Annotated in this window: 20 protein-coding genes; 8 read left to right on the forward strand and 12 right to left on the reverse strand. The window is 75.0% G+C overall.

Features of this window, described 5'->3' with window-relative positions; genetic code table 11:
- Positions 1-19: 19 nt before the first annotated feature.
- The 3 genes from ACFV1W_RS32580 to ACFV1W_RS32590 are packed head-to-tail and all read right to left on the reverse strand — an operon-like array spanning position 20 to position 5,576.
- Positions 20-4,201 carry an AMP-binding protein gene (locus tag ACFV1W_RS32580; protein WP_380420855.1) on the reverse strand — a complete coding sequence of 1,394 codons (4,182 nt, stop codon included), beginning with the start codon at positions 4,199-4,201 and terminating at the stop codon, positions 20-22.
- The gene (locus ACFV1W_RS32585; RefSeq protein WP_380420856.1) at positions 4,198-4,767 is read right to left on the reverse strand and encodes a DUF6309 family protein; all 570 of its coding nucleotides are present in this window, start codon (positions 4,765-4,767) and stop codon (positions 4,198-4,200) included. Before ACFV1W_RS32585 ends, ACFV1W_RS32580 begins: the two co-directional genes overlap by 4 nt.
- An 11-nt stretch (positions 4,768-4,778) precedes the next feature.
- Positions 4,779-5,576, reverse strand: a complete 798-nt coding sequence (locus ACFV1W_RS32590; protein WP_380420857.1) for a phytanoyl-CoA dioxygenase family protein — start codon at positions 5,574-5,576, stop codon at positions 4,779-4,781.
- Positions 5,577-5,958: 382 nt separating this feature from the next.
- On the opposite strand from ACFV1W_RS32590, the gene ACFV1W_RS32595 reads away from it, so the two are divergent.
- From ACFV1W_RS32595 to ACFV1W_RS32605, 3 genes are all read left to right on the forward strand, one after another.
- On the forward strand, positions 5,959-6,630 hold the full coding sequence (locus ACFV1W_RS32595) for a TetR/AcrR family transcriptional regulator (protein ID WP_380420858.1): 672 nt from the start codon (positions 5,959-5,961) through the stop codon (positions 6,628-6,630).
- Positions 6,631-6,753: 123 nt separating this feature from the next.
- Entirely contained in the window at positions 6,754-6,948 is a 195-nt protein-coding gene (locus ACFV1W_RS32600; protein WP_380420859.1) for a DUF1918 domain-containing protein, read from the forward strand.
- 53 nt (positions 6,949-7,001) lie between these two features.
- A complete protein-coding gene (locus ACFV1W_RS32605) occupies positions 7,002-7,676 on the forward strand; it encodes a DedA family protein (RefSeq protein ID WP_380420860.1) in 675 nt (224 codons plus the stop codon).
- Here the strand turns inward: ACFV1W_RS32605 and ACFV1W_RS32610 are convergent.
- A complete protein-coding gene (locus ACFV1W_RS32610; RefSeq protein ID WP_380420861.1) occupies positions 7,673-8,413 on the reverse strand; it encodes a PIG-L deacetylase family protein in 741 nt (246 codons plus the stop codon). The two genes, ACFV1W_RS32605 and ACFV1W_RS32610, sit on opposite strands and share 4 nt — an antisense overlap.
- Positions 8,414-8,609: 196 nt before the next feature.
- Between ACFV1W_RS32610 and ACFV1W_RS32615 the strand changes: the two genes are divergently transcribed.
- Together ACFV1W_RS32615 and ACFV1W_RS32620 are read left to right on the forward strand one after the other, a co-directional pair.
- Positions 8,610-9,629 (forward strand): zinc-binding dehydrogenase, encoded by a 1,020-nt coding sequence (locus ACFV1W_RS32615; protein ID WP_380420862.1) that lies wholly within the window; start codon positions 8,610-8,612, stop codon positions 9,627-9,629.
- Positions 9,630-9,645: 16 nt separating this feature from the next.
- On the forward strand, positions 9,646-10,041 hold the full coding sequence (locus ACFV1W_RS32620) for a MerR family transcriptional regulator (protein ID WP_380420863.1): 396 nt from the start codon (positions 9,646-9,648) through the stop codon (positions 10,039-10,041).
- 9 nt (positions 10,042-10,050) lie between these two features.
- Here ACFV1W_RS32620 and ACFV1W_RS32625 read toward each other — a convergent pair whose 3' ends face one another.
- From ACFV1W_RS32625 to ACFV1W_RS32645, 5 genes are read right to left on the reverse strand one after another with little or no spacing between them, the layout of a single operon-like run.
- On the reverse strand, positions 10,051-11,250 hold the full coding sequence (locus ACFV1W_RS32625) for an MFS transporter (protein ID WP_380420864.1): 1,200 nt from the start codon (positions 11,248-11,250) through the stop codon (positions 10,051-10,053).
- A gap of 5 nt (positions 11,251-11,255) precedes the next feature.
- The gene (locus ACFV1W_RS32630; RefSeq protein WP_380420865.1) at positions 11,256-11,810 is read right to left on the reverse strand and encodes a GNAT family N-acetyltransferase; all 555 of its coding nucleotides are present in this window, start codon (positions 11,808-11,810) and stop codon (positions 11,256-11,258) included.
- The gene (locus ACFV1W_RS32635; RefSeq protein WP_380420866.1) at positions 11,807-13,171 is read right to left on the reverse strand and encodes a type III PLP-dependent enzyme; all 1,365 of its coding nucleotides are present in this window, start codon (positions 13,169-13,171) and stop codon (positions 11,807-11,809) included. The genes ACFV1W_RS32630 and ACFV1W_RS32635 overlap by 4 nt, the downstream gene beginning before the upstream one ends.
- Before the next feature lie 22 nt (positions 13,172-13,193).
- Positions 13,194-14,504, reverse strand: a complete 1,311-nt coding sequence (locus tag ACFV1W_RS32640; protein ID WP_380420867.1) for a DUF6271 family protein — start codon at positions 14,502-14,504, stop codon at positions 13,194-13,196.
- Positions 14,504-15,562, reverse strand: a complete 1,059-nt coding sequence (locus tag ACFV1W_RS32645) for a phytanoyl-CoA dioxygenase family protein (RefSeq protein WP_380420868.1) — start codon at positions 15,560-15,562, stop codon at positions 14,504-14,506. The genes ACFV1W_RS32640 and ACFV1W_RS32645 overlap by 1 nt, the downstream gene beginning before the upstream one ends.
- 499 nt (positions 15,563-16,061) lie before the next feature.
- Between ACFV1W_RS32645 and ACFV1W_RS32650 the strand changes: the two genes are divergently transcribed.
- On the forward strand, positions 16,062-18,023 hold the full coding sequence (locus ACFV1W_RS32650; RefSeq protein ID WP_380420869.1) for an FUSC family protein: 1,962 nt from the start codon (positions 16,062-16,064) through the stop codon (positions 18,021-18,023).
- Between the two features lie 8 nt (positions 18,024-18,031).
- Here the strand turns inward: ACFV1W_RS32650 and ACFV1W_RS32655 are convergent, their stop codons facing one another.
- Positions 18,032-19,435: an amidase gene (locus ACFV1W_RS32655; RefSeq protein ID WP_380420870.1), complete on the reverse strand. Its 1,404-nt coding sequence runs from the start codon at positions 19,433-19,435 to the stop codon at positions 18,032-18,034.
- Positions 19,436-19,707: 272 nt separating this feature from the next.
- On the opposite strand from ACFV1W_RS32655, the gene ACFV1W_RS32660 reads away from it, so the two are divergent.
- A complete protein-coding gene (locus ACFV1W_RS32660; RefSeq protein WP_380420871.1) occupies positions 19,708-21,057 on the forward strand; it encodes a cytochrome P450 in 1,350 nt (449 codons plus the stop codon).
- A 104-nt stretch (positions 21,058-21,161) separates the two neighbouring features.
- Positions 21,162-21,881 carry a rhomboid-like protein gene (locus ACFV1W_RS32665; protein WP_380420872.1) on the forward strand — a complete coding sequence of 240 codons (720 nt, stop codon included), beginning with the start codon at positions 21,162-21,164 and terminating at the stop codon, positions 21,879-21,881.
- A 25-nt stretch (positions 21,882-21,906) separates the two neighbouring features.
- Here the strand turns inward: ACFV1W_RS32665 and ACFV1W_RS32670 are convergent, their stop codons facing one another.
- Both ACFV1W_RS32670 and ACFV1W_RS32675 read right to left on the reverse strand, forming a co-directional pair.
- Positions 21,907-22,488 carry a DUF421 domain-containing protein gene (locus ACFV1W_RS32670; protein ID WP_380420873.1) on the reverse strand — a complete coding sequence of 194 codons (582 nt, stop codon included), beginning with the start codon at positions 22,486-22,488 and terminating at the stop codon, positions 21,907-21,909.
- Positions 22,489-22,546: 58 nt separating this feature from the next.
- A complete protein-coding gene (locus ACFV1W_RS32675; protein ID WP_380420874.1) occupies positions 22,547-23,341 on the reverse strand; it encodes a LysR family substrate-binding domain-containing protein in 795 nt (264 codons plus the stop codon).
- Positions 23,342-23,399 lie beyond the last annotated feature (58 nt).

The following is a 23,399-nucleotide window of genomic DNA, read 5'->3' on the forward strand; positions in this document are numbered from 1 at the left end:
CTCAAGGGCCTGGTCGGTCTCAGGGCCAGGACGGATCGGGGCCGTCGGATCGGGGCTGCCGGGTGGCGGGGTGGGCGGGTGGCAGGTAGCCGGCGCGGGCGGCCCAGTCGAGCGCGGCCGACCACCACTGCGGGGTCGGCGCACCGAAGCGGACGCCCAGCCGGTCCAGGACGGCGGTGGTGTAGCCGCTGTCCACCAGGACGTTGCGCTCCTCCTGCTGGGCCCAGGCGGCGGCCAGTCGGGCGGCCGTCGGGTGCCGCCGCTCGGCGCGGGCGATGGCGGCGGCGAAGGCCGTGTCGTCGACGAGCCGGACGCGGTGGCCCGACTCCGCTGTCCAACGGATGAGTTCGTCGTGCGGCGTGGCGTAGGGGGTCTCCACGTGGTAGGCACCGGGTGCGGCGTACGGGTCGAGGGCGATCGCGACGATCCCGGCCGCCACCGTGTCCACGTGCGAGAACGCGAAGGCGGTGTCCGGCCGGCTGGGGGCGGCCCCGGCCAGCAGGTAGCCGCGGACGAGCTGGTAGATCCGGTTGTCGCCGATGTTGGCCTGGAAGGCGCCGGTGCGGCTGTGCGCGGCGATGTGGCCGCTGCGGTACAGGTAGGCGGCGTGCCCGGTGGCCGCCCAGGCCCGGACGGCCTGCTCGGCCCGGTACTTGGTGCGCTCGTACGGGGTGCGGAAGTGCTGGCCGATCCACAGGTCGGCCTCGCTGAAGCGGCGCGGCGGCCCGTCCACGCCGCCGGACACGGCCAGCGTGGAGACGTGGTGCAGCCGGGCGTCCGGGGTGTGCTCGTCGACCCAGCCGAGCAGTCGGCGCACCGCGGCGTGGTTGGCGCGCTCCAGCGCGTCCGGCGAGGCGACCAGCCGGACGTCCGCCGCCGCGTGCACCACGATCCCGGCCTCCCGGGCCCGTTCCAGCCCGGCCGCGGAGAGGCCCAGGCCGTCCCGTTCGAGGTCCCCGGCGACGACCTGGGCCCGCCGGCCGGCCAGGCGCCGCACGGCCTCGGCGTCGTCGGCCGCCCGCACCAGGCAGGTGACCACGGCACCGCGCCGCCGGAAGGCGTCCAGCAGGTGCCGCCCGAGGTAGCCGGTGGCGCCGGTGAGCAGCACCCGGGCGGGCTCCCGGACACTCGCCCGGGCGGCGGGCGCGACCCGGGCGTGCAGCAGCTGACCGGAGGTGGACAGTGGCGAGCGCTGCGGCGGGGCGGCCGCCGGTCCGGCGAGCGCCGCGGCGAACCGCCGGAGGATCCGCTCGGCCTCGTGGTGCGCCACCGCGGGCCACCCGTACACCAGGTCGGCGACCAGGCGCTGCTCCACCACCCTTGCCGTGAGCCGCAGTTGGTACAGCGGGTCGCCTCCGGCGCAGCGGGCCGTGCCGGCCTGCTCGTCGGCGACGGTCCAGTCGAGCGCGGGCTCCTCGGGCAGCCGGAAGGTGCCGAGGAAGTTGAACCCGACCGTGGGCCGGCCACCGGCCCCGACCGTCGCGTCCATCGGCCGGACGGGTGCCTCGCGCAGCCGCCGAGCCGTCTCCTCCGGGCCCGCGGACGGGTCCAGCTCGATGTGCTTGACGGCGGTGAACCAGCCGACCGTGTCCAGGAATTCGCCCGGGTCGCCGGCCGTGTCCCGCCCATGGGTCTCGACCTCCACCGCGAGGCGGGGCCCGCCGCGCCACCGGGCGACGGCTCCGGCGAAGGCGTCCAGCAGGACGGCCTCCAGCCCGGCCCCGCCGCCGTGCCGGCCGACCAGTCGGGCGGTGGCCCCGGCGTCCAACGCCCAGCTGAGCGCGCCGGGTCGGGTGGGCGGTGCGGCGGGCTCGGAGACCTCGGCCTCCGGCGGGGCCGGCGGGGCGGCCCCCGCCCAGCGGTAGAAGTCGGCCGTCGGCGGGAGATCGGACGGCTTGCGGTCCAGAGCCGCCCGGTAGGCGTGGGCGAGGTCGTCCAGCAGGATCCGCCAGGACAGCCCGTCGACCACCAGGTGGTGGGCGATCAGCGCGAGCCGGTCGTCGGTGCCGGGCGGGCCGGTGAACAGGTGGGCGCGCAACAGCCGTCCGGCCGACGGGTCGAGGCTGCGGTGGAGTTCGGTGCACACTCCGGCGACGGTGTCGGCGATGGCGCCTGCCGCGCGCGGGATGCGGGAGTGGGAGAGCGGGTCGAGGTCCGCGACCGCCCGGGGCTCTCCGCAGCCGTCCGGGCGGAGGGGCCGGCGCAGTGCCGGGTGCCGTTCCAGGACGGCCGCGAGCGCCGCCGAGAGTGCGGCCGGGTCGACGGCGGTGCGACAGCGCAGCAGCACCGACTGGTTCCAGTGCCGCGGGTCCCGGAGGGTCCGCTGCCGGTACCACCAGCGCTGGGCCGGAGCGAGTCGGCCGCCCGCTGACGTGTCGCCGCGCCGGGCGGCCGGGACGGCCGGGGCCACCGGCACCGCCGCCCCCGCCAGCGCGGCCGCCGTGGGGTGCCGGTAGAAGTCCTCGTAGGCGACCCGCAGTCCGGAGCGCCGCAGGAGGGCGATGGTGCGCATGGCGAGGATGGAGTCCCCGCCGAGGCCGAGGACGTCCGCCCCGGTCCCGATGCCGGGCAGGCCGAGCGCTCCGGCCCAGAACCGGGCGATCTCCCCGGCGAGGGCGCCCCCGGCCGTACCGTCCCCGGCCGGGGGCGGCCCGTCCGAGTCCGCACGGGATTCCACCAGTCGGGTCACCAGCTCGCCCAGCCGGGCCCGGTCCAGCTTGCCGTTCGGCCCGACCGGGAACTCCGGCAGCACCAGGATCGGCCGCGGCACCGAGTAGCCGGGCAGCCGGTCGCGCAGGTACTCCGCCAGACCGCCCACCCCGGCGGCCGGATCCAGGAGCCTTACGGCTCCGAGCAGTTGGTGACCGACGGCAGTCTCCCGCAGCAGGGCCGCGGAGCCGGCCACGCCCGGGTACCCGTCCATCGCCCGTTCGACCTCGGCGAGGTCGACCCGGTACCCCCGGACCTTCACCTGGCGATCCGCCCGGCCGAGGAAGACCAGGTTCCCGTCCGCCCGCCGGCGGCACAGGTCGCCCGTCCGGTAGGTCCGCCGGCCCTGGTGCCGGACGAAGCCCCGGGCGGTCTCCTCGGGCCGCCCGAAGTACCCGGCACTGACGCCCCGCCCGCCGATCAGCAGCTCCCCCGCCGCACCCTCGGCCACCGGCCGCCCCGCGCCGTCCACCAGGCTGAGCAGCACCTCGCCGATCCCGCTGCCGATCGGTACGGTCGCTTCGCCGCGGGGCAGTCCGCGGGCGGAGTCGGCCAGGAAGCAGGTCGCGCCGACGGTGGTCTCGGTCGGGCCGTAGTGGTTGACCAGCCGCTCGGTGACGCCGTCGTCGAGCAGGGCGGCGGCGAGCGGGCGGGGCAGCGCCTCGCCGCCGAGCAGCAGGGTGCGCAGCGGCGGGGTGCCGGGCGGGCGGCCCTCCAGCAGGGCGGTCAGGTGCGAGGGTGTGGTCTTCAGGGTGTCGACCCCGGCGCGGCGCAGCGCGGCCCAGAAGGCCGCCGGGTCGCGCACCTCGTGGTCGGGCACAAGGTGCACCGAGCCGCCGGTGGCCAGGGCGAGCAGCCAGGCGGTGTGCCCGAGGTCGGCGGCGAGGGTGGTGACGTGCGCGGTCGTGGGGGCGTCGGCCTCGGTGAGCCCGAGCCGGGCGGCCAGCGAGCGCGCGTAGTGCACGGCGTTGGCGTGGGTGACGGCCACCGCCTTGGGTTCGCCGCTGGAGCCGGAGGTGAAGGAGAGGTACGCCGGGTCCTCCCCGGCGGGCCCGTCACCCTGCCAGCCGGGACCGGGGGCCAGGACGTCCACCACGTCCGCGCTGAACCCGCCGGGCCCGCCTGCCCGGCCCTCGGTGGCCAGCACCCGCCCGACCCGGACGGCCTCCAGCCGCCGGGCCAGGTCGGCCGCGGACCAGTCGGGGTCGGTGAGCACGGCGGCGGCGCCGCTGCGCAGCACCCCGTGCAGCAGCACCAGCATCCGGGCGTCCCGGGGCCCGAGCATGGCGACCCGGTCGCCCCGTCCGGTGCCCTCCGCGGCCAGCCGGGCGGCGATCCGCCCGGCGGCGGCGTCCAGGGTGCGGTGGTCGAGGCTGCGGACGCCGTCGGCGACGGCGGGCCGGTCGGGGTGGACGCGGGCGAGGTGCGACAGCAGGGAGGTGAGCGAGTCGGTGGCGGGGGCGGACCGGACGTGCCGCGTCGCGGAGGTCACGCCGACTCGGCCCCCGTCCGTACCGCCCCGCCCGGTCGGGCGAGCACCCGGGGGTCTCCCGCCAGGTACCCGTCCAGCTCGGCGCCTTCGGGCAGTCGCCCGGCCAGCTCCCAGGCCAGCATGCGGTGCAGGCCGTCGATGTGGATCAGTCCGGCCCGCACCGCCAGGTCCGCGTAGTCGGGATGGTCCACCGGCGCGGTGCAGAGGTAGAGGGGCGTGAACGGCACCCGGCGCAGCAGGTGGATCTTGGCGGCGCAGACCGGGTTGGCCGCCGCCCAGGCGGGGCCGCCGGAGCGGACCCGCTCGGCCGCGCCGGCGACGGTCAGCCCGGTGCGCGGGACGAGTTCGAGCTCGCCGCCCTCGCTGAGGTGCCACGGCAGCACGACGCCGAGGACGTCGGCCCGGGTGAGCCGGACCCGCCACCAGCCGCCGGCGACGTCGTCCGCGCGTTCCAGGTTCTCCTCGCCGTACACGTTGGTGTTCGCCTCGTGGGCCCGTCCCACCGGGTGGTCCCGCAGGTAGGCGTCGTGGACCTCGGAGTAGGCGACGGCGGTGACGATCTGCACGGCAGTGCTCCTCAGACGGTTCCGGTGTACTCGGTGAAGTGGTGTTCCGCGAACAGCTCGGGCCACTGGCCGTCGGCCAGGTCCAGTTCGCGGGCCCGGGCGAGCATCTGCCGCCAGTGCGGCTTCACCGGGCGCCAGCGCGCTCCCACCTGGCAGTAGGAGGCGTCGATGAAGTAGCGGGGGCGGCCCGGCCCCTCGGGTGCCGGCCTGCGGGTGTGGAGCAGCGCCGAGTTGAGCAGCACGGTGGTGCCGGGCGGCAGCCGGTCGAGGACCACCTCGCCGGGCAGCTCCGCGGTGCCGTGGTGGGCGTAGGCGTCCTTGCCGGTGGCGTGGCGGTGCGATCCGGGCAGCACGGCCAGGCTTCCGACCTTCTCGTCGAGGCCGCCGAGGTAGTGCAGGGCGTGGACCATCAGCAGCGACGGGTCGGAGCCGTCGTGGGGCTCGCGGTCGTGGTGCCAGGGTTTTCCGGGGATGTCCGGGGACTGGCGGTCGCTGTGCAGGTGGTGGAAGACGAAGGACCGGCCGATCAGCCCGGTCAGCGCCAGCAGCAGCGGCGGGTGGGCGATCAGCTCGCCGTGGGCGGGGAGTTCCAGTTCCAGCACCGGGGGCGGCCCGTGCCGGTCGGGGGCGGTGCAGGCGGCGATCGAGCGGGCCCGCAGGCCCTCGTCCACCCAGCGGTCCACCTCGGGGACGAGGCGTTCGCGCAGCGCCTCGGGCAGCAGCCCGGGCAGGACCAGGTAGCCGGATTCCAGGAACTGGCGGCGGTGCTCGGTGTCGAGGGCCTCACGCCCGGAGGAGTGCACGGTCACCGAAACGACCCCCTCCTTCCGTTCGAGGGGACGCACAACGGCACGCGGTACGGGAAAGGGGGCACACGGGTCCGTCCAGGCTTCGGGTGGCGGCGGTGGAGCCCGTCGTCGCCACGGACAGCTGATTCGGGTTCGCGTTCGGGTCCGCGATGGGGCCGCGATCGCCACGAAGAGACACGCGTCAACCACGCAAGGTGATCCGCCCCAGGAGTATGAACCGGCCTTCGCGTCCACGACAAGAGCAAAGCCAACCCGTGGACACCTTCCCGCCACCGTGCGGTTCAGCTCCGGCCATCGGTCGATTCCCGGCCCACCGGAAACTCCGGCGCTCCCCCGCCCCGGTGATTCGCCGTCGGAACAGCCGATGCGGCAGAGTTGCCACATGAGCGTCGACGCCCGGAGTCACCAGCACAGCCCCGGACCGGCCCGGCGGCGGCCGGTCCAACAGCGAAGCCAGGAGCGGTACGGCCGCATCCTGGACGCCTGCGCCGCTCTGCTGGACGAGGTCGGGGCGACCGCGCTCACCACCAAGGAGGTCGCCCAGCGGGCCCAGGTGCCGATCGGCACCCTGTACCAGTTCTTCGCCGGCAAGGAGGACCTGCTGGCCGCGCTCGCCTCCCGCAACCTCGACCACTACCTCCAGCGCCTGGACGCCCGGCTGGCCGGGTCCGCCCCGCTCGGCCCGGCCGGCTTCACCGACCTCGCGGTGGAGGAGTTCGTGGCGATGAAGCGCGCGGTGCCCGGCTTCGGCCAGGTGGACTTCGGGCTCGCCGGTACGGCCGTGCCCTCCGGGGTCCGGGACGAGGCGCACCTGCTGGACGCGGGCGTGGACAACAACACCGCCGTCGCCCTGCGGCTCCAGGCACTCGGCGGCGAGCTGTTCGAGACGGGCGACCCGGCGGCCACCACGCTCGCCCTGCGGGTCGCCCTGGAGGCGGCCGACGCGGTGCTCAAGCTGGCCTTCCGGGGGGACCCGCAGGGCGATCCGGCGCTGATCACCGAGTGCAAACGGCTGGTGCGCGGCTACCTCGCGCAACAACCGTCCGCCGGCTGAGCCGCGTCCCCGGGCGCCCGGCGCGTCCCGCCCGCCCGAGCCGTTGCGTGCCCGGCGCCCCGGCAGCACAGTGGATAGCGGAGCGGCCGCAGACGCGGCCACCGCGATCCGAGGAGCACGATCATGCACGCGATGGTAGGTGACCAGCTCCACATCCACAGCAGGTCGGTGGGCATGGTGGACCAGAAGGGCGAGATCGTCGAAGTCCGCGGCGTCAACGGCGAGCCGCCGTACGTCGTCCGCTTCGAGGACGGCCACGAGGGCCTGATCTACCCCGGCCCCGACTGCAACATCGAGACCCGCAGGGGGGAACGCTGACCGACTCCCCCGCCACCCCGCGCCCGACGACCGGTGCGAGGTGGTGAGGAGCGGTGGCCGCACCCGCACCTCCGCTGCCCGGGGCGCTCGCCGGGCTCGCGCCACTGCTGGACCACTACGGGTACCTCGCGGTGGCGCTGCTCGTGCTGCTGGACAACTGCGGCATCCCGGTGCCCGGGCAGACCGTCCTGGTGCTCGCCTCGGTGTACGCCGGCACCGGTCACCTGGACTTCGCCGCCGTCCTGCTGATCGCGGTCGCCGCCGCGACCGTCGGCAACGCTCTCGGCTACCTGATCGGGCACACCGGGGGCCGCGCCTTCGTCCACCGCTGGGGCCGCTACGTCCTGCTCACCCCGGCCCGGATGGAACGCGCGGACGGCTTCTTCGCCCGCCACGGCGGCAAGGTGGTCCTCGTCGCCCGCTTCGTGGACGGGCTGCGCCAGTACAACGGCATCATCGCCGGGACCACCGAGATGCCCTGGCGCCGGTTCGCGGTCTTCAACCTGCTCGGCGCCGTGCTGTGGACGGCCGTCTGGGGCACCTTCGGGTACGTCGCCGGGGCCAACATCGGCACCGTGTACCGGACGGCGATCCGCTACCAGCTGTGGTTCGCGGTCGGGCTCGGGGTGGTGCTCGCCGCGTTGCTGCTGCGGCAGGTGCTGCGCCGCCGGCGCCGCGAGGGCACCGACGCCGACGACGAGTCCGAAAGCTCCCCCGACGGCGGTTAACGCAGCGGGAACACCTCGAACGGCACCGCGAAGCGCGTCCCCAGCCGGGTGCCCGCACCCCGGCCGAAACCCTCCAGGAACTCCCGGGCGTCCGCCATCGCCCCGCCCAGCCCGGCCAGGTACGCCTTGTGCTCCTCCAGCGAGGCGACGCCCAGGTCGAAGGTCCCGGTGGTGTCCACCGCGTGCCGGGCCTGCGGCGAGGACACCGCCCAGATCTGGCGGACGCCGTTCCAGGGCTCGTGGCCCTCGTCCAGCAGCTCGCGGAACACCCAGCGGTTCCCTGCGTCGCGCACGCCGTCCAGGGCGGCCCGGCCGACGGCGATGTGGTCGGCCTGGTTGAGGAACACCCCGCCGTAGGTCTCCCGGAAATTGCTGGTGATCACGATGTCCGGGCGGTGCCGGCGCACCACCCGGGCGATGTCGCGGCGCAGCGGCAGCCCGTACTCGACCACGCCGTCCCGGTAGCCGAGGAACTCGACGGTCTCCACCCCGACGACGCGGGCCGAGGCGATCTGCTCGGCCTCGCGCAGCGGCCCGCACTCCTCGGGGCCCACCGTGTCGATGCCGGCCTCGCCGCTGGTGACCATCACGTAGACCACCGTCTTGCCCTGGGCGGTCCAGCGGGCGACGGCCGCCGCGCCGCCGTACTCCATGTCGTCGGGGTGGGCGACGATCGCCACCGCGGTCTGCCAGTCCTCGTCGACGGGCTCGAAGGGCTCGGGGGCCTGCTCGGTCATGCTGCTCTCTTCCCACTCACACGCGGTCGCACGGTCGTAGCGCAGGCGACTCTAGAAGACCGCGATCCGCCACGCACCGTCAGACACCGTCGCCCGGGCAGGGCTTGCCCCTGACGCGCGCGTCAGGGGTTAGCGTCCGGGCGTCCCGCGGCGGCCCGACCGCCGCACCCCCTCCCCTTTCCCGAGGAGCGCCGCCATGGCCCTGCCCACCAGCGCCCGCGTCGTCCGACTGGCCACCCGGCCGCACGGACTGCCCACGCCCGAGGACTTCACCGTCGCCGAGGAGCCGCTGCCCGCGCCCGGGCCGGGCGAGGTACTGGTCCGCAACCGGGCCTTCCTGGCCTTCCCCGGCCTGCGCACCCTGATCGGCGGCGGGGGCACCGGCCTGCCCGCCCCCCACCTCAAGCCCGGCGACGCACTGTGGGGGCCCGCCCTCGGCGAAGTGCTGGCCGCCCCGGGCGGCGGGCCGCTGCGCCCCGGGGACCTGGTCACCCACCTGTCCGGCTGGCGGGACCGACTGGTCGGCGACGCTGCGCAGTTCACGCCCGTCCCGGCGGACTTCCCGGACCCGACGGCGCTGCTGTCGATCGCCTCGGCCGGGTACGGCGGCCTGACCCGAACCGCCGGACTGCGGCCCGGGGACGTGGTGCTGGTGACCGGCGCGGCGGGCGCGGTCGGCAGCATGACCGGGCAGATCGCCCGCCTGCTCGGCGCCGCCCGGGTGATCGGCACCACCCGCTCGCCCGCCAAGGCGAAGCGCCTCACCGCCGAACTCGGCTTCGACGCCGTCCTGGTGCCCGGCGAGCGGCCGTTCGCCGAGCAACTGGCCGAGGCCGCGCCGGAGGGCGTCGACCTGGTGCTGGACCTGGTCGGCGGCGAGCAGTTGACCGCCGCCGTCGACGCGGCCCGGCTCGGCGCCCGGATCGCCGTGGTCGGCGCCCTGGCCGGGCAGCTGGACCCGGCGACGTCGGGCGGCCACGCGCCCGCCGTCATCGACAGCTACCGGGTCTGCACGCTGGGCCTGACCCTGCGCGGCTTCACCGGCGCCGACCACCCGGGTCTGGAGGACGAATGGCGCGAGCGGCTCGGCGGCTGGCTGCGCGCCGGGGAGCTCACCTTCCCGTGGACCTCGGTCGCGGGCATCGATCGGGCGCCCCACGCGTTGGTCAAGCTGTTCACCGGAGACACCTTCGGAGCGACCGTCGTGGAGCTCTGAGCACCGAGGAGGCGCGATGCGGATCGGCGACGCTGCGGCCGCGGCGGGCACCACCCCCAGGGCCATGCGCTTCTACGAGCAGCGCGGCCTGCTGCCCCCGCCGACCCGCACCCCCTCCGGCCAGCGCGAGTACGGCCCCGGCGAGGTCGCCAGGGTCCGGGCGATCCGCCGACTGCTCTCCGCGGGACTGACGGTGGACGACCTGGTCAGCCGGGCGCACCGGTTCGACCTGCTGGACGAGGACCCGCCCCGCCGCTGCTGCTCGGCGGACTCCGGGCCGGAGACCTTCGCCCCCGTGGTGTCCGCCCGGCTCGCCGCGCTCGACGCCGAGATCGCCCGGTTGACCGCCCTGCGGAACAGGCTCGCCCGGCTCGCCGCCACGGGGGACGCGGACGAACCGGGCGAGGACTGAGGGGAGTGGTCAACCGGCCTCGGGGGCGAGCTGCGCCGAGGGCGCGGCCTGGGGGCGGGGCCAGCTGATGCGGGTGGCGCAGAGGGAGACCACGGCGGCGGAGGCGGCGACGGCGGCCATGCCCCAGACCAGGCTGGTGCCGCCGGCGACGAAGCCGATCACGGCAGGGCCGGCCAGCAGGCCCGTGGTGCCCATGGCGGCGACCAGGGAGAGGGCGTCGGAGCCCTGGCGGGCGGCGGCGACGTAGACGCACGGGGTGACGGCCGCGATGCCGAGGCCGACGCAGGCGAAGCCGAGCAGAGTCGGCACCACGCCGCCCGCCAGCAGGGCCAGGGCGAGGCCGAGGCCGGCCAGCAGGCTGCCGGTGCGGACGATCCGGCCGTCGCCGAGCCGGGTGCGCCAGCCGTCGGCGAAGATCCGGGCGCAGACCATCGTCACCGAGACCACGGCGATGCCCATCGGGGCGAGTCCGGCGCCGGCGTGCGCCACGTCCTTGAGGTAGAGCGCCGACCAGTCGTTCATCGCGCCCTCGGTGACGGTGCCGAAGACCATCGCCAGGCCCATCCAGAGGGTGGCCGCGGCGGGCAGGGCGAAGCCGCGGCGCTCCTTCTTCCGCTCCTCCGCGGAGGCGGCCTCCTGCGGCGCGTCGGCCAGCAGGCCCGGCCGGGCGACCGCCACCAGCCCGGCCAGCAGCAGTGCGGCCAGCCCGAAGTGGACGGCGAGGGCGCCGGTGAAGGCGTTGACGCCGGAGGCCAGCAGGGCGGCCAGCAGCGAGCCCGCGCTGAAGGTGGCGTGCAGTCTGGACATCGTGGTGCGCTCGAAGCGGGCCTCCAGCGCGGCGCCCTGGGCGTTCATCGCGACGTTCAGGCAGCCCACCGCGACGCCGTCGCAGAACAGCACCAGCAGGGTGACCGGGTAGTTCGGCACCACTGACAGCGCGAGCAGGATCACGCCCAGGGCGAGCGCGGACAGCACCGAGAGCAGGCGGGAGCCGAGCCGCCGCATCAGCACCGCGACCAGCGGGAAGGACACCGCCGCGCCGATCCCGCAGGTCATCAGCAGCAGCCCGATCTGGGCCTCGCCCAGGTCGAGCCGGGCCTTGAGCGCGGGCACCCGGGACACCCAGGTCGCGTACTGGAACCCGAGGGCGAAGAACAGTGCGCCGGCGGCCAGTTGGGAGCGGCGGAACTCGTCGCGTACGGGGGACATGTGCATCAGCCCACTTCGGCTCTGGAGGGGGACGGGACGGTGTCTGCCGAGGGCGGTGCCAGGGGTTTGGCCATGTAGACCGCCTCCGTGCCGTAACTGGCGGGCAGCCCGACCTCGGGCCGGGCGCGGTAGCCGAGCCTGGACCACAGCACCTGCGAGCCGCGCACGGCGACCAGCGAGAGGGTCCGGTAGCCGGCCTCCCGCCCGGTCCGCTCCAGGTGGAGCAGCAGCCGGTCGGCGAGGCCTCGGCCGCGGGCCCGCTCGGCGATCACCAGGTCGTGGGCGTGCAGGTTGCTCCCGCCGTTCCCGCCCACGGCGCCGTCGGACCCGGCCCGGCTGAGGTCCGGGCAGCGGAACAGCGGGTACGGCAGGGCGAGCAGGTAGCCGCAGAAGCCGTCGGCGTCCTCCATCACGAAGCAGGTCGACGGCGAGGCGCGGTGCCGGGAGCGCAGCGCCGGGCCGCCCTCGGAGAGGCCGCTGGGGGCGTAGGCACGCTCCTCGGCCGCGATGACGTCCGGCCAGTCGTGCTCGCGGAGCGGCCTGATCCGGGTTCCGCTCATGCGCCAGCTCCCTGGGGACCGGAGCCGCCGACGCAGGTGTGCGGCAGCGGAGCGAAGCCGTTGAACCCCCGGGTGGCGTACGCGGTCGCGTACGCGCCGCAGGAGTGGATCCACACCGGGTCACCGGAGGCGACCGCCCGCGGCACCCGTACCGGGCCGCCCTCCTGGGCGTAGGCGTCGTCGCTGTCGCAGGTCGGGCCGGCCACCACGGCGTTGGCGAACTGGCCGCCGGGATGGGAGGGGAACTCCAGCCGGTACTGCAACTGGTCCATCTCGTACAGGCCGTTGAACTTGCCGCAGCTCAGGTAGAGCCAGTCCTCGCGGGTGCCGTCGAGCCGGTGGCGGGAGGTGAGCCGGGCGACGTGGGCGCGGATCGCGCCGTGGTCGGCGACCAGGTGGCGGCCGGGTTCGAGCAGGAACTCCAGCGGGGCGGCGTTGACGGCGCGCAGCCGTTCCATGCCCTCGCGCAGCACCGTGAACATCTTGTCCAGCGGTGGTTCGAGCGGCCGGCCGCGCCGGTCGAGCACACCGAGGGCGGGCAGTCCGCCGCCGAGGTTGATCCGGTTCGGCACGATGCCGCGCCGGTTGAGCGCCTCCAGGACGGCGGCCAGCGAGTCGATCGCCGCGGCCCAGGCCTCGGCGGTCATCTGCTGGGAGCCGACGTGGACGGACAGGCCGGAAGGCACCAGCCCGGCGGTTCGGGCGGCGCCGAGCACCCGCAGGGCGTCCTCGGGCGAGCAGCCGAACTTGTGGCTCAGGCCCCACAGGGCGCCCTCGCCGGTGGTCGCGATGCGGCAGAACACCCGGGAACCGGGGGCGTGTTCGGCGATCGCGGCGACGTCCTCCAGGCTGTCGGTGGCGAAGTCGCGCACGCCCAGCCGGTAGGCCTCCGCGATGTTGCGGTCGGACTTGATCGTGTTCCCGTAGTGGACGAGTCCGGGGGCGACGCCGGTGCGCAGCGCCTGGGCGATCTCCTGCGGGCCGGCCGCGTCGAAGCCGGAGCCGAGCCGGGCGAGGTGGTCGAGCACCTCGTCGACCGGGCAGGCCTTCATCGCGAACCGGACCGCGACGTCGGGCAGTTCGGCGCGCAGAGCGGCGTACTGGCGGCCGATGCCGTCCAGGTCGTAGATGACGGTGTCCTCGGTGGCGGCGGCGAGCGCGGTACGCAGGGCGGTGGGGTCCTGTGCCTCGCGGGGCGCGGTGTCCACGTGCCCGGCGGCCTGGGCGGTCGGGGCGCGGTGGCCGCCCCTTCCGTGCTCGGCCCGTCGGCGCTCCTCGGCGGGGCGGCACGGTTCGGCGGGTCGGCGGGGCTCGACGGAGCGGCGGGGCTCGACGGAGCGCGGTTCGGTGGTCTGTCTCATCACGTGTGGACTCCCGGTGCGGCTATCGCGGCAGCCGGTCGGCGGGGGTGGTCCTGCTCGCCCGCACCAGCGGACCCCACGCGTCGATCAGCAGGGCGAAGTCCTCGATGTCCGCCTGCGCCTCGTCGAGCAGACGTGCCCTCGCGGGCGCCAGGTGGTCGGCGAACTCGGCGTACTTCCCGCCCAGTCGCCGGTAGCAGCGGTCGAGTTCGGCGAGCCGCCGGTGGTTCTCCGCGCGGTCCGTCGCGGCGCTGCGGCGGGCGGAGTCGGCGATCACCCCGGGGCGGACGTGGTGGTGCTCGTCGAGCAGGGCGTCGCCGGCCCGCTCCATCTCGGCGTAGACCGGGTGGAGGTAGAGCATGGAGAGCAGGAACTTGGCGTAGCGCTCCTGGTAGGCGGTGAATCCGGCCCCGGTGCGCCGTTCCGGCGTGTAGTAGTTGACGATGTGGCGGTTGTGGGTGACACCGGGCAGGGTGGCGTCGCGCACCAGGTGGTGCAGGAAGTAGTCGCTGCCGATGGTGTCGGTGGCGGGCGGCAGCGGGACGCGCTCGTAGACCTCGCGGTCGAGGGCGATGTTGCACATGTCGATCCGCCAGATGTCGGGGCGGTCGAGCACGGCGCGGTCGGCGGTGAAGGGCTCGGTGCCGGCGCCGATGAAGGACTCGGCGACGAGTTCCCGGCGCTCCTCCTCGGTGGCCCCGGTGGGCGCCCAGAGTGCGACCACGTCGTGGTAGACCGCCGGGTCGAGTTCGCGGATCTCGCCGAGGTCGACGGAGAGTTCACCGATGAAGGAGCCGCCGACCAGGGCGACCGGCTTGTCGGCGTGCGCCGGGTCGAGGGTGTGCTCGGTGACGGCGGCGGCCGCGTCGGCGGCCTTGAGCCCGATGGTGGCGAGTTCGTGCTCGATCGGGAACACCGGTTCGCCGTCGTGCCACTGGTAGCGGCTGTCGGAGTCGCGGCGGTGCACCGAGGTGCAGCCGAGCGCGGCGGCCAGCAGGAAGGCCCGGTTGGTGCAGGCACCGTAGGAGACGGCGCCGGGCAGCATCAGGTCGAGCAGCTTGTCCGGCCCGGGGAGGCCGGAGCGCTCGATCGTTCCGCGCAGGAAGGCGCGTTGGGCGTCCTCGTCCAGGTGGTGGACGACCACGCCCTCGGCGGGCGGCAGCGCGGCGGCGGCTGCGTGCCGGGCGCGCGCCGCCGGGTCGGCGGAGTCGAGCACCAGCAGGTGCACCCGGACGCCGAACCGCCGGGCGGCGTGGGCGGCTTCGGCGCCGACCGCGGTGATGGTGTCCGCGCACTCGCGGTTGGTGGGCAGGGCCAGGCAGACGGCGCGCACTACCGCTCCCCCGCGAGCTGCTCGAAGTCGCGCCCGGTCCAGGACCGCAGGCCGAGCAGCTTCTCGCCGAGTTCGGTCAGTTCGGCCCGCCCGTAGCGCAGCGCCTCCGGCCGCTCGGCGTCGCCGACCAGGGTGCGGTTCCAGTCCGGGGTGGCGAGGGTGCGCCAGGATCCGACCCGGGAGCGGCGCAGTGGCTCGGCCTCCTCCAGGGCGGGCATCATGGACAGGTACTGCACCGAGCGCACGCCGCCCTCGGAGGTGTTGGGGGCGACGCCGTGGGCGAGCAGCCCGTTCCAGATCAGCAGGTCGCCGGCCTTCAATTCGGGCCGGATCACCGGGAACTCGGCGCGGTCGACGGCCGGGCGGATCGGGTCGCGGTCGGCGGGCTGGGCGGCCTGCCACTCGTTGAAGCGGCGGAACAGCTCCGGGTCGCACTGGAAGCCGCCGTGGTCGGGGGCGGTGTCGTTGAGCGCGATGATGCCCTGGACGCGCTGCGGCAGCATGCCCCGGGTGGTGTCGACGTCCCAGTGCAGTTCGATGTCGAAGCCCGTGTCGGTGGGTTCGATGAGGGCGCGGTCGCGGTTGCGCACGTTCGGCGGGTTGAGGTTGAGCCGGTCGAGGGTGACCCACAGCTCCTCGCAGTCCCACACGTCGACGAAGGCGTCGTAGACGCGCTGGGCCTGGCGGCTGTCCCAGATGAGCTGGTGGTGGTAGGCCTCGACGAAGCCGTAGATGTGCAGGTGCTGGTCGAGTTCGTCGCGGTACTCGCGCTCGCGGTACCAGTCCTGCGGGCGGTCGGGCGACAGGCCCTGGAACTCCCAGGTGAAGTCGAGCAGTCGCCGCGCGGCGTCGGCCGGGATCGCCTGCTCCACCACGACGTAGCCGTAGGTCTGCCAGTGCTCGAAGTCCTCCTCGGAGAGCACCCGCAACGGGAGCTTCTTGCGCAGTTCGCGCAGGGCGGTCCGGGCGAGGTAGCTCTCGGTGTCCGCGCTGAAGTAGGGGCGCTCGGAGGCGGCCCGGTACAGATATTCCTCTGGGTGTTCGTCAGGGCTCGGCATGGGCGGTCACTCCGTGGTTCGTGGTCGATGCAGCGCGTCCTCGGACGCCCGTCGCGGGCACGGCGAGCCGACGGCCGGGCAGCGGCCGGAAGGGGAATTCGGCGCGCGGACGTACGGCCGTCCGCATGCGCTCCTTCTCGCCTCGACCCCCGAGCGGCGCAGTGCGCCACGTCAGGAGGCCAACTCGCCCGGCCGGCAAGGCCACTCACCCCGCATCAGCCATTGCCGGACCGCGCTCTCCATACGTTGGACTAGACCAACTAATGGTGTCAACCCTTTCCCGCTTGTTACCGATTGGGAAAACCCCGCAGTTCACGGCGCTGCCGCGGGTTCGCTTTATGTTTCGGAGACTGACAAAAGGCCGGGTATGGTTCGGCAATTGACATAAGTGCGGAGACGATGAACCCCGACGGCCCCCCGGGCCGTTGAACCTGTCCGGCGTCACGGCCGGCCACCGCCGTGCCGGGCCACCGCCGCCCGCCCGCCGTACGTTGGGACTGTGGCACGCACCCGGCCGACACGCCGCCGGCCGACCCCGCCCGGCTGGCTGACCGAGAGCCTGCGGCCCCGGGACGCGCCGATCCCCTGGGCCGCGGCGGCCCGCGCCTCGGTGGCGCTCGCCGCCCCGCTCGCCGTCGGCACCGCCGCCGGCCGATCCGGCTACGGCGCGCTGGTGTCGATGGGCGCGTTGTCCGGGGTGATCGGGGACACCGCCGACGCCTACCGGATGCGGGTGTTCAACATCGCCGTGCCGCAGCTGTTCGGCGCCCTCGGCGTGCTGGTCGGCACCCAGGTGTACGGCTCCGGCTGGACGGCGGTCCTCGTGCTGACCCTGGTCGCGCTGGTCTCCGGGATGATCTCCTCGATCGGCGCGGTCGCCTCCGTCTCCGGTCTGCTCCTGCTGCTCAACGCCGTGGTCGGGGCCGGGCTGCCACTGCCCTCCCCCTGGTGGCTGCCGCCCGCCCTGCTGCTGCTCGGCGGTCTGCTGGTGCTCACCCTGACCCTGCTCGCCTGGCCGCTGCGCGGCGGCACCCCCGAGCGCGCCGTGGTCGCCGACACCTACCGGGCGGTCGCCGACCTGCTGGAGGCCACCGGCTCACCGGGCTACGAGGCCCGGCGCCGCACGCTCACCCAGTCGCTCAACCACTCCTACGACCTGCTGCTCGCCCGCCGCGCCCGCCGGCACGGCCGCTCCCCCACCCTGGTGCGCCTGCTCGCCCAGCTCAACGCGCTGATCCCGGTGGTCGAGGGGGCGTCCGCGGCCCAGCTGCGCCCGCCCGGGTACGGTCCGCTGTCGCCCGCCTACCCGGCCGCCGTCCGCGAACTGGCCGAAGCCGTCGAGCGGGGCCGCACCGGCCCCGCCCCGCCGCCCGAGCTGCCCGAGGCGCGCGGCCCCTCCACCCGGGCGCTGGCCGAGGCGATCGGGCACGCCGCCTCCGGCGTCCACGAGGCCGCGCCCGACCCGTATGCGGCCGGCGACCGGCTCGGCCGGCCCGCCGTCCTGGAGGTCCGGATCCGCCGGGCGACCCGCGCGCTGCTGCTGTCCGGTGCCTCCTGGCGGTACGGGCTGCGGCTGGCGCTGTGCATCGGGCTGGCCCAGGTGCTGGTGTCGGCGATCGCCGTCCCGCGCTCCTACTGGGTGGCGCTGACCGTCACCTTCGTGCTGAAACCGGACTTCGGCTCGGTGTTCTCCCGGGCGGTGCTGCGCGCGCTCGGCACAGCCGCCGGGCTGCTGATCGCCGTCCCGGTGCTGGCCGAGGTGCCGCACGGCTGGTGGGACGTGCCCGTGATGGCCGTGCTCGCCATGCTCATCCCGGTGCTCTCCGTCAAGGGGTACGCCTTCCAGACCGCGGCCATCACCCCGGTCATCCTGATGCTCTCCGACCTGCTCAACCACCAGGGCTTCCACCTGGTGCCGCCCCGGCTCTACGACTCGCTGATCGGCTGCGGCATCGCGCTGCTGGCCGGCTACCTGCTGTGGCCGGAGTCCTGGCACACCCGGATCGTCGACCGGCTGGCCGACGCCGTCCAGGACACCGCCACCTACGTGTCACTGGCCTTCACCACCGGGCCGGGGCGGGACGAGCCGGCCCGCGCCCGCTACCGGCGGCGGCTCTACCGGGACCTCTCGGCGGTGCGCAGCGAGTTCCAGCGGGCACTCACCGAGCCACCGCCGGTCGGCGCCCGGGCCGAGGCGTGGTGGCCGCTGGTGATCGCGGTGGAGCGGATCGTGGACGCCACCACGGCCACCCGGGTGCGGATCGAGCACGGGGCGCCGGTGCCGACCGCGGCCGAGGTACGCGCGGTCACCCGGGAGCTGACCGACCTGGCCGAGGCGCTGCGGGCCGGCGCACCGCCGCCCGGGGCCGACCCGGACGCGCCGGCACCGGACTGCGCGCTGGCCCGGCTGCACCACGAGGTGCACGCGGCCCGCTCGGTGGCCGCCCGCAACTCCCGGTAGACGGCGGCTCAGTCCTGGATCCGGCGCCAGGGCCGGTCCGCCTCCAGGGCGAAGGCCAGCTCCAGCAGCAGCCGCTCCTGCCCGTGGGCGGCCGACAGGTGCACCCCGATCGGCAGCCCGCTCGGCGCCGCCCCGGCGGGCAGGGAGATGCCCGGGCCGCCGGTCACGTTGTTGACCGGGGTGAAGGCGACGTAGCGCAGCAGTCGCTCGACCAGTTCGTCGAAGGCGACGTTCGGGCTGAGGTGCCCGATCGGCGGGGCGGTGTGGGCGAGGACCGGGGAGAGGATCGCGTCGTGCTCGCGGAAGATCCCCGCGTACACCGCCTCGGCCCGGCGCAGCCGCCGCAGCACGCCCGGGGTGCGCGGGAACTCGGCCTGGAACCTGCGGCGCAGCCCGGTGGTCAGTCCGTCCAGCCTCCCGGCTCGGAAGCTCGGGTCGAGCACCAGCCGGCCGGTGACCGCGATGATCCAGGCGATGTAGCCCCAGTACGAGAGGAAGTCCCTGGAGAACTCCTCGCCGAACGGCAGGGTGGTCGGCACGACCCGGTGGCCCATCGCCTCCAGCCGGGCGGCGGTCTCCTCGACGGCCCGGCGGGTCGCCTCGTCGGTCTTGGCGGTCGGCGAGTCGACGACCAGTCCGATCCGCAGCCGGCGCTCCCCCGGGCCCTCGACCAGGCCGAGCGGGGGCAGCTTCGGGTTGCGGTGGTGGCGTTCGGCGGCGGCGAAGAAGGCGGCGGTGTCGCGCACCGAGCGGGTCACCACCCCGTCGGTGACCAGGTCGATCGGCAGCTTGCCGCCCTGGGCGTTGGTCACCAGCCGGCCGCGGGTGGGCTTGAGGCCGACCAGGCCGCAGCAGGCCGCCGGGATGCGGATCGACCCGCCGCCGTCATTGGCGTGCGCGATCGGCACCACACCGGCCGCCACCAGGGCGGCCGCTCCGCCCGAGGAGGCGCCGGGCGAGTGCGAGGTCTTCCACGGGTTGCGCACCGGCTGGGCGGTGGCGAACTCGGTCGAGGCGTTCAGGCCGAACTCGGGCAGCCGGGTCTTGCCGAGCACCGCCAGGCCGGTGGCCAGCAGCTGGTCGGTGAAGCGTGCGTTGCGGCGGGCCGGGCGGGCGCGGAAGGCCTCGCTGCCCATGCCGGTGGGCAGGCCGCGCAGGTCGACGTTGTCCTTGAGGTAGGTCGGCACGCCCCAGAGCGGCCCGCCGATGCCCTCCCGGCTGATCCGGGGGCGGTCGTAGGAGGCGTGGGCGACGGGCAGCAGCGCGCCGTCTATCCGAGCGGCACGGGCGGCGGCGGCCGCGACGAGCTCCCGGGGGGTGACCTCGCCGGCCCGGACCAGGGCGGCCAGCGCCACCGCGTCGTGCGCGCCGAGGGCGTCGTCGGTGAACGCGTGGGCCCGCTCGTCGGCCATCCCAACTCCCAACCGGTAGTGCCAAGTAGCCGTACCGGCGGGTATACCGGCCGGTAATCGTACGGAGCTTCGCAGTGTAGGCGCGCGGCACCGCCCCCGGAAACCCCTGCGCCGGGCGGCCCCGGGCGAGCCGTCAGCCGTCTTGGGGCGCAAGGGCGTTCGGCACGCGCCCCCGCGTTCACCCCACCCGCCGGTCACGCACCGTTTCGCCGCCGGACGCGGGGAAAGATCACGATCGCCCGATGAACCGGCCCATCCCAGAGGTGACGCCCGTGACCACCCAGTACCACCCGACCGCCCAGTACACCTCGGTCACCGCGCCCGGCGCGCTCCCCCTGCTCGGTCACGCCCCCGCCTTCATCCGCAGCCCGCTGGACTTCGTGGCCCGCCTCGCCGCCCACGGCGACCTGGTCCGGCTGCGGCTCGGCCCGCTCGACGCCTACGTCGCCTGCCACCCCGACCTGGTGCGCCGGCTGCTCACCGAGGACCGCACCTACGACAAGGGCGGCATCATCATCGAGAAGGCCCGCGAGGCCTTCGGCAACGGCCTCGCCACCTGCCCCGCCGCCGCCCACCGGCGCCAACGCCGCATGCTCCAGCCCGCGTTCCACCGCGACCGGCTGCCCGGCTACGCCGCCATGATGGCCGAGGAGATCGCCGGCACCACCGCCCGCTGGCGCGACGGCGACGTGGTCGACGTACCCGCCGCGATGTACCGCCTCAGCACCGCCGTGACCGCCCGCTGCCTGTTCGCCGCGCACGAGCGGGCCGGCACCCTGCCCGTCCACGACTCCATGGACGTGGTCACCCGGGGCGTCGCGCGCCGGATGATGCTGCCGCTGCCCGGCGCCGACCGGATCCCCACCCCCGGCAACCGCCGCTTCAAACGCGCCCGGCAGGACCTGCGGGAGATCACCCGGCTCCTGATCGCCGACTACCGAGCGGCCGGCACCGACCACCAGGACCTGCTCTCCGTGCTGCTCAGCGCCCGCGACGAGCACGGACGGGGCCTGTCCGACGGCGAGATCCACGACCAGGTGGTCACCTTCCTGCTGGCCGGCATGGAGACCAGCGCCGCCACCCTCTCCTGGGCCTGGACCCTGCTCGCCGCCAACCCCGCCGTCCGCGAGCGCCTGCACACCGAACTCGACACCGTCCTCGACGGCCGCCCCGCCCGCCACGAGGACCTGGCCTCGCTGCCGCTCACCGCCAGGATCGTCAGCGAGACCCTCCGGCTCTACCCGCCCTCCTGGATCCTCAGCCGCACCGTCACCGCCGACACCGAACTCGGCGGCCACCGCCTCCCGGCCGGCGCCACCGTCCTCTACAGCCCCTACCTGCTGCACCGCCGCGCCGACCTCTTCCCCTGCCCCGACCGCTTCGACCCCGACCGCTGGCTCACCACCGCCCGCCCCGCCCCCGGCACCTACACGCCCTTCGGCCTCGGCGCCCGCCGCTGCATCGGCGACACCTTCGGCACCACCGAAGCCGCCCTCGCACTCGCCAGCATCGCCGCCCGCTGGACCGTCACCCCCACCCGGGGCCGTCCCATCCGCCCCCACCGCAGTTCCTCGCTGTCCCCCCGCTCCTTCACGGCGACGCTCAACCGCCGCATCCGCTGACGGACTCACCGGCCCGGTGTCCGCCGGGGTTCGGTACTGTCCCGGAACGGGCGGTCGCATCCGGGCCGGCCCGACCCTCCGCTCGACCGGGACACCATCAGCACATGAACGCTCGAAGCCCGTTGCGGCTCCTCACCGGGCTGCCGCGCGCCCTCCGCACGTACCCGCGGCGCTCGCCGCTGACGCTCGTCTACGTCGCCCTGCTGCTGCTCGGACACGCCTGGGTCGAGTACGGCCTGTCCGGCCGGCAGGCCGACGACCTGCGCGGCTACATCAGCACCAACCTGGACAACCTGCACGACCACCCGGTCCGCGCCCTGATCGGCAGCGCCCTGCTGTACGACGGCACGCTCACCGACATCGCCTCCACCGGCTTCGGCGGCACCCTGATCACCCTCGGTCTCGGCATCGTCGTCGGCCTCGCCTGGGCCGAGCGCCGCTACGGCACGCCCCGCGCCGCCGCGGTGTTCCTGGCCGGGCACGTCGGCGCCACCCTGATCACCGCCGTGGTGATCCTCCTCGCCCTCCAGCAGGGCTGGTACCCGGCCGACGTACGGGGGGCCTCCGACTACGGCATCAGCTACGGCGCCCAGGCCGCCCTGGCCTTCGCGGTGCTCGCCCTCCCCCGCTGGGCCCGCCTGCCCTGGGGCGCCTTCGTCCTCGCCTGGCCGCTCGCCGGCGACCACGAATGGCCCGGCCCCATTCCCGAGTTCACCACCGTCGGCCACCTCCTCGCCGCCGCCCTCGGCTTCGCCCTGGCCGCCACCACCGCCGCCCGCCACCGCCGCAGCGCCACCCTCGCCCCCGCCGGCAGCGGGGGCTGAGCGACGCCGGGGCCGCCGAGGGGTGTCAGTGCGGGGGGCGGCGGTCGGCGGCGAGGGTGGTCAGCAGGTGCTCGATCGCCGCCAGGCGCTCCCGCAGCTCGTCGACGTCGCCCTTGGTGGCGCTCTGCTCGGCCGCCTTGAGGGTGACCAGGAGCTGGCCGTCCGGCTCCAGGCGGGCCCGGGCGACATCGCTGACGTTGTCGCCGTTCTGCAGCCGGATCGCGTGCTCCAGCTCGGACGGGCGCAGCGCCAGCTCGCGCAGCGCGCCGGGCACCAGCTTGCCGTCACGGACCACCGTGGTGGGATCCCCCTCCAGGACACGGGCGGCGCGCGGGTCGCGGGCCAGCCAGCGGGTGACGGCGGCGTTCACCGCGACCAGGGTGACGGCGCCGACCACGCCGCCGAGCAGGCTGTTGTCGTTGCCGATGATCGCGTTCTGCACCACGTTGGAGAGCAGGAACACCACCACCATGTCGAAGGTGTTCAGCCCCGCCAGTCCGCGCTTCCCGGCGAGCCGGAACAGCACCAGGATCAGCACGTAGACGGCGACCGTCCGGAGGATCTTCTCCACGATCGGAATCTGGACGACCACCAGGTCATGCCACACGGCCCCGCTCCTCCCGTCGCGACTTCCGGAACGGGGCCGACGCTACTCTCCGGTGCCGCTACGAGCGCCGCTTGGGCTTGCCCCGCCGGGCCGCGGCGGGGCCGCCTCGGGCCTTCTGCGGGCCGGGCTTCTGGCCGCCCGCCTTCTGCCCGCCTGCCTTCTGCTGCTGGGGCTTGCGCGGCGACGCCGCCTTCCTCGGCTGGCTCTTCGACGGCGCCTCGGCCGCCTGCCCGGCCCCGCGGCCGCGCGAGCTGTTGACCGTGCGCCCCCGGACGATCCCGATGAACTCCTCCACCAGGTCGGTGGTCCGCTCCTGCGGCCAGGACAGCGCCACCTGCGACTGCGGCCCCTCCACCACCGGCCGGTAGGTGAGGTCCCGGCGGTGGTGCAGCCGGGCCAGCGACTGCGGGACGAGCAGCACGCCGACGTTGGCCGCCACCAGCTCGACCGCGTCCGCCGTGGTGTCCGGGCGGGCGATCGCCGGGTGCCCGGGCAGGGTGTCGGCGGTGAAGCCGAGGGTGTCGTCCAGCGGGTGGAAGACCACCTCCTCGGCGAGGTCGTCGAGGGCGACCTCCTCGGCGGCGGCGAGCCAGTGGTCCTTGGGGAAGACCACCACGGTGGTCTCGGTGTACAGCGGGATCGCGCTCAGCACGTCCTTGTCGACCGGCAGCCGGACCAGTCCGGCGTCCACCCCGCCCTCGCGAACCGTCCGCTCGCCCTCGGTGGAGGGCACCGCGACCAGGTCGAGCGGGACGTCCGGGAGCCGTTCGACCCAGACCCGGGCCCATTTGCCGGGGGTCACGCCCGGGACGTACGCGAGCCGGAAGGACGGGTTCACCTGCATGTCTGTCACAGGGCAAGGCTACCGACCGTGACCGGAAGCGCCCGCGCACTCCCTTACCCTTGTCACC

It is taken from the genome of Kitasatospora sp. NPDC059648 (assembly GCF_042734825.1).
Taxonomy (GTDB): Bacteria; Actinomycetota; Actinomycetes; order Streptomycetales; family Streptomycetaceae; genus Kitasatospora.

Coding starts and splice junctions, on each gene's coding strand:
- ACFV1W_RS32620 (WP_380420863.1), top strand. CDS start 9,646: ATGCGGATCGGCGACGCTGCGGCCGCGGCGGGCACCACCCCCAGGGCC.
- ACFV1W_RS32610 (WP_380420861.1), bottom strand. CDS start 8,413: ATGACCGAGCAGGCCCCCGAGCCCTTCGAGCCCGTCGACGAGGACTGG.
- ACFV1W_RS32625 (WP_380420864.1), bottom strand. CDS start 11,250: ATGTCCCCCGTACGCGACGAGTTCCGCCGCTCCCAACTGGCCGCCGGC.
- ACFV1W_RS32600 (WP_380420859.1), top strand. CDS start 6,754: ATGCACGCGATGGTAGGTGACCAGCTCCACATCCACAGCAGGTCGGTG.
- ACFV1W_RS32665 (WP_380420872.1), top strand. CDS start 21,162: ATGAACGCTCGAAGCCCGTTGCGGCTCCTCACCGGGCTGCCGCGCGCC.
- ACFV1W_RS32595 (WP_380420858.1), top strand. CDS start 5,959: ATGAGCGTCGACGCCCGGAGTCACCAGCACAGCCCCGGACCGGCCCGG.
- ACFV1W_RS32615 (WP_380420862.1), top strand. CDS start 8,610: ATGGCCCTGCCCACCAGCGCCCGCGTCGTCCGACTGGCCACCCGGCCG.
- ACFV1W_RS32630 (WP_380420865.1), bottom strand. CDS start 11,810: ATGAGCGGAACCCGGATCAGGCCGCTCCGCGAGCACGACTGGCCGGAC.
- ACFV1W_RS32635 (WP_380420866.1), bottom strand. CDS start 13,171: ATGAGACAGACCACCGAACCGCGCTCCGTCGAGCCCCGCCGCTCCGTC.
- ACFV1W_RS32655 (WP_380420870.1), bottom strand. CDS start 19,435: ATGGCCGACGAGCGGGCCCACGCGTTCACCGACGACGCCCTCGGCGCG.
- ACFV1W_RS32645 (WP_380420868.1), bottom strand. CDS start 15,562: ATGCCGAGCCCTGACGAACACCCAGAGGAATATCTGTACCGGGCCGCC.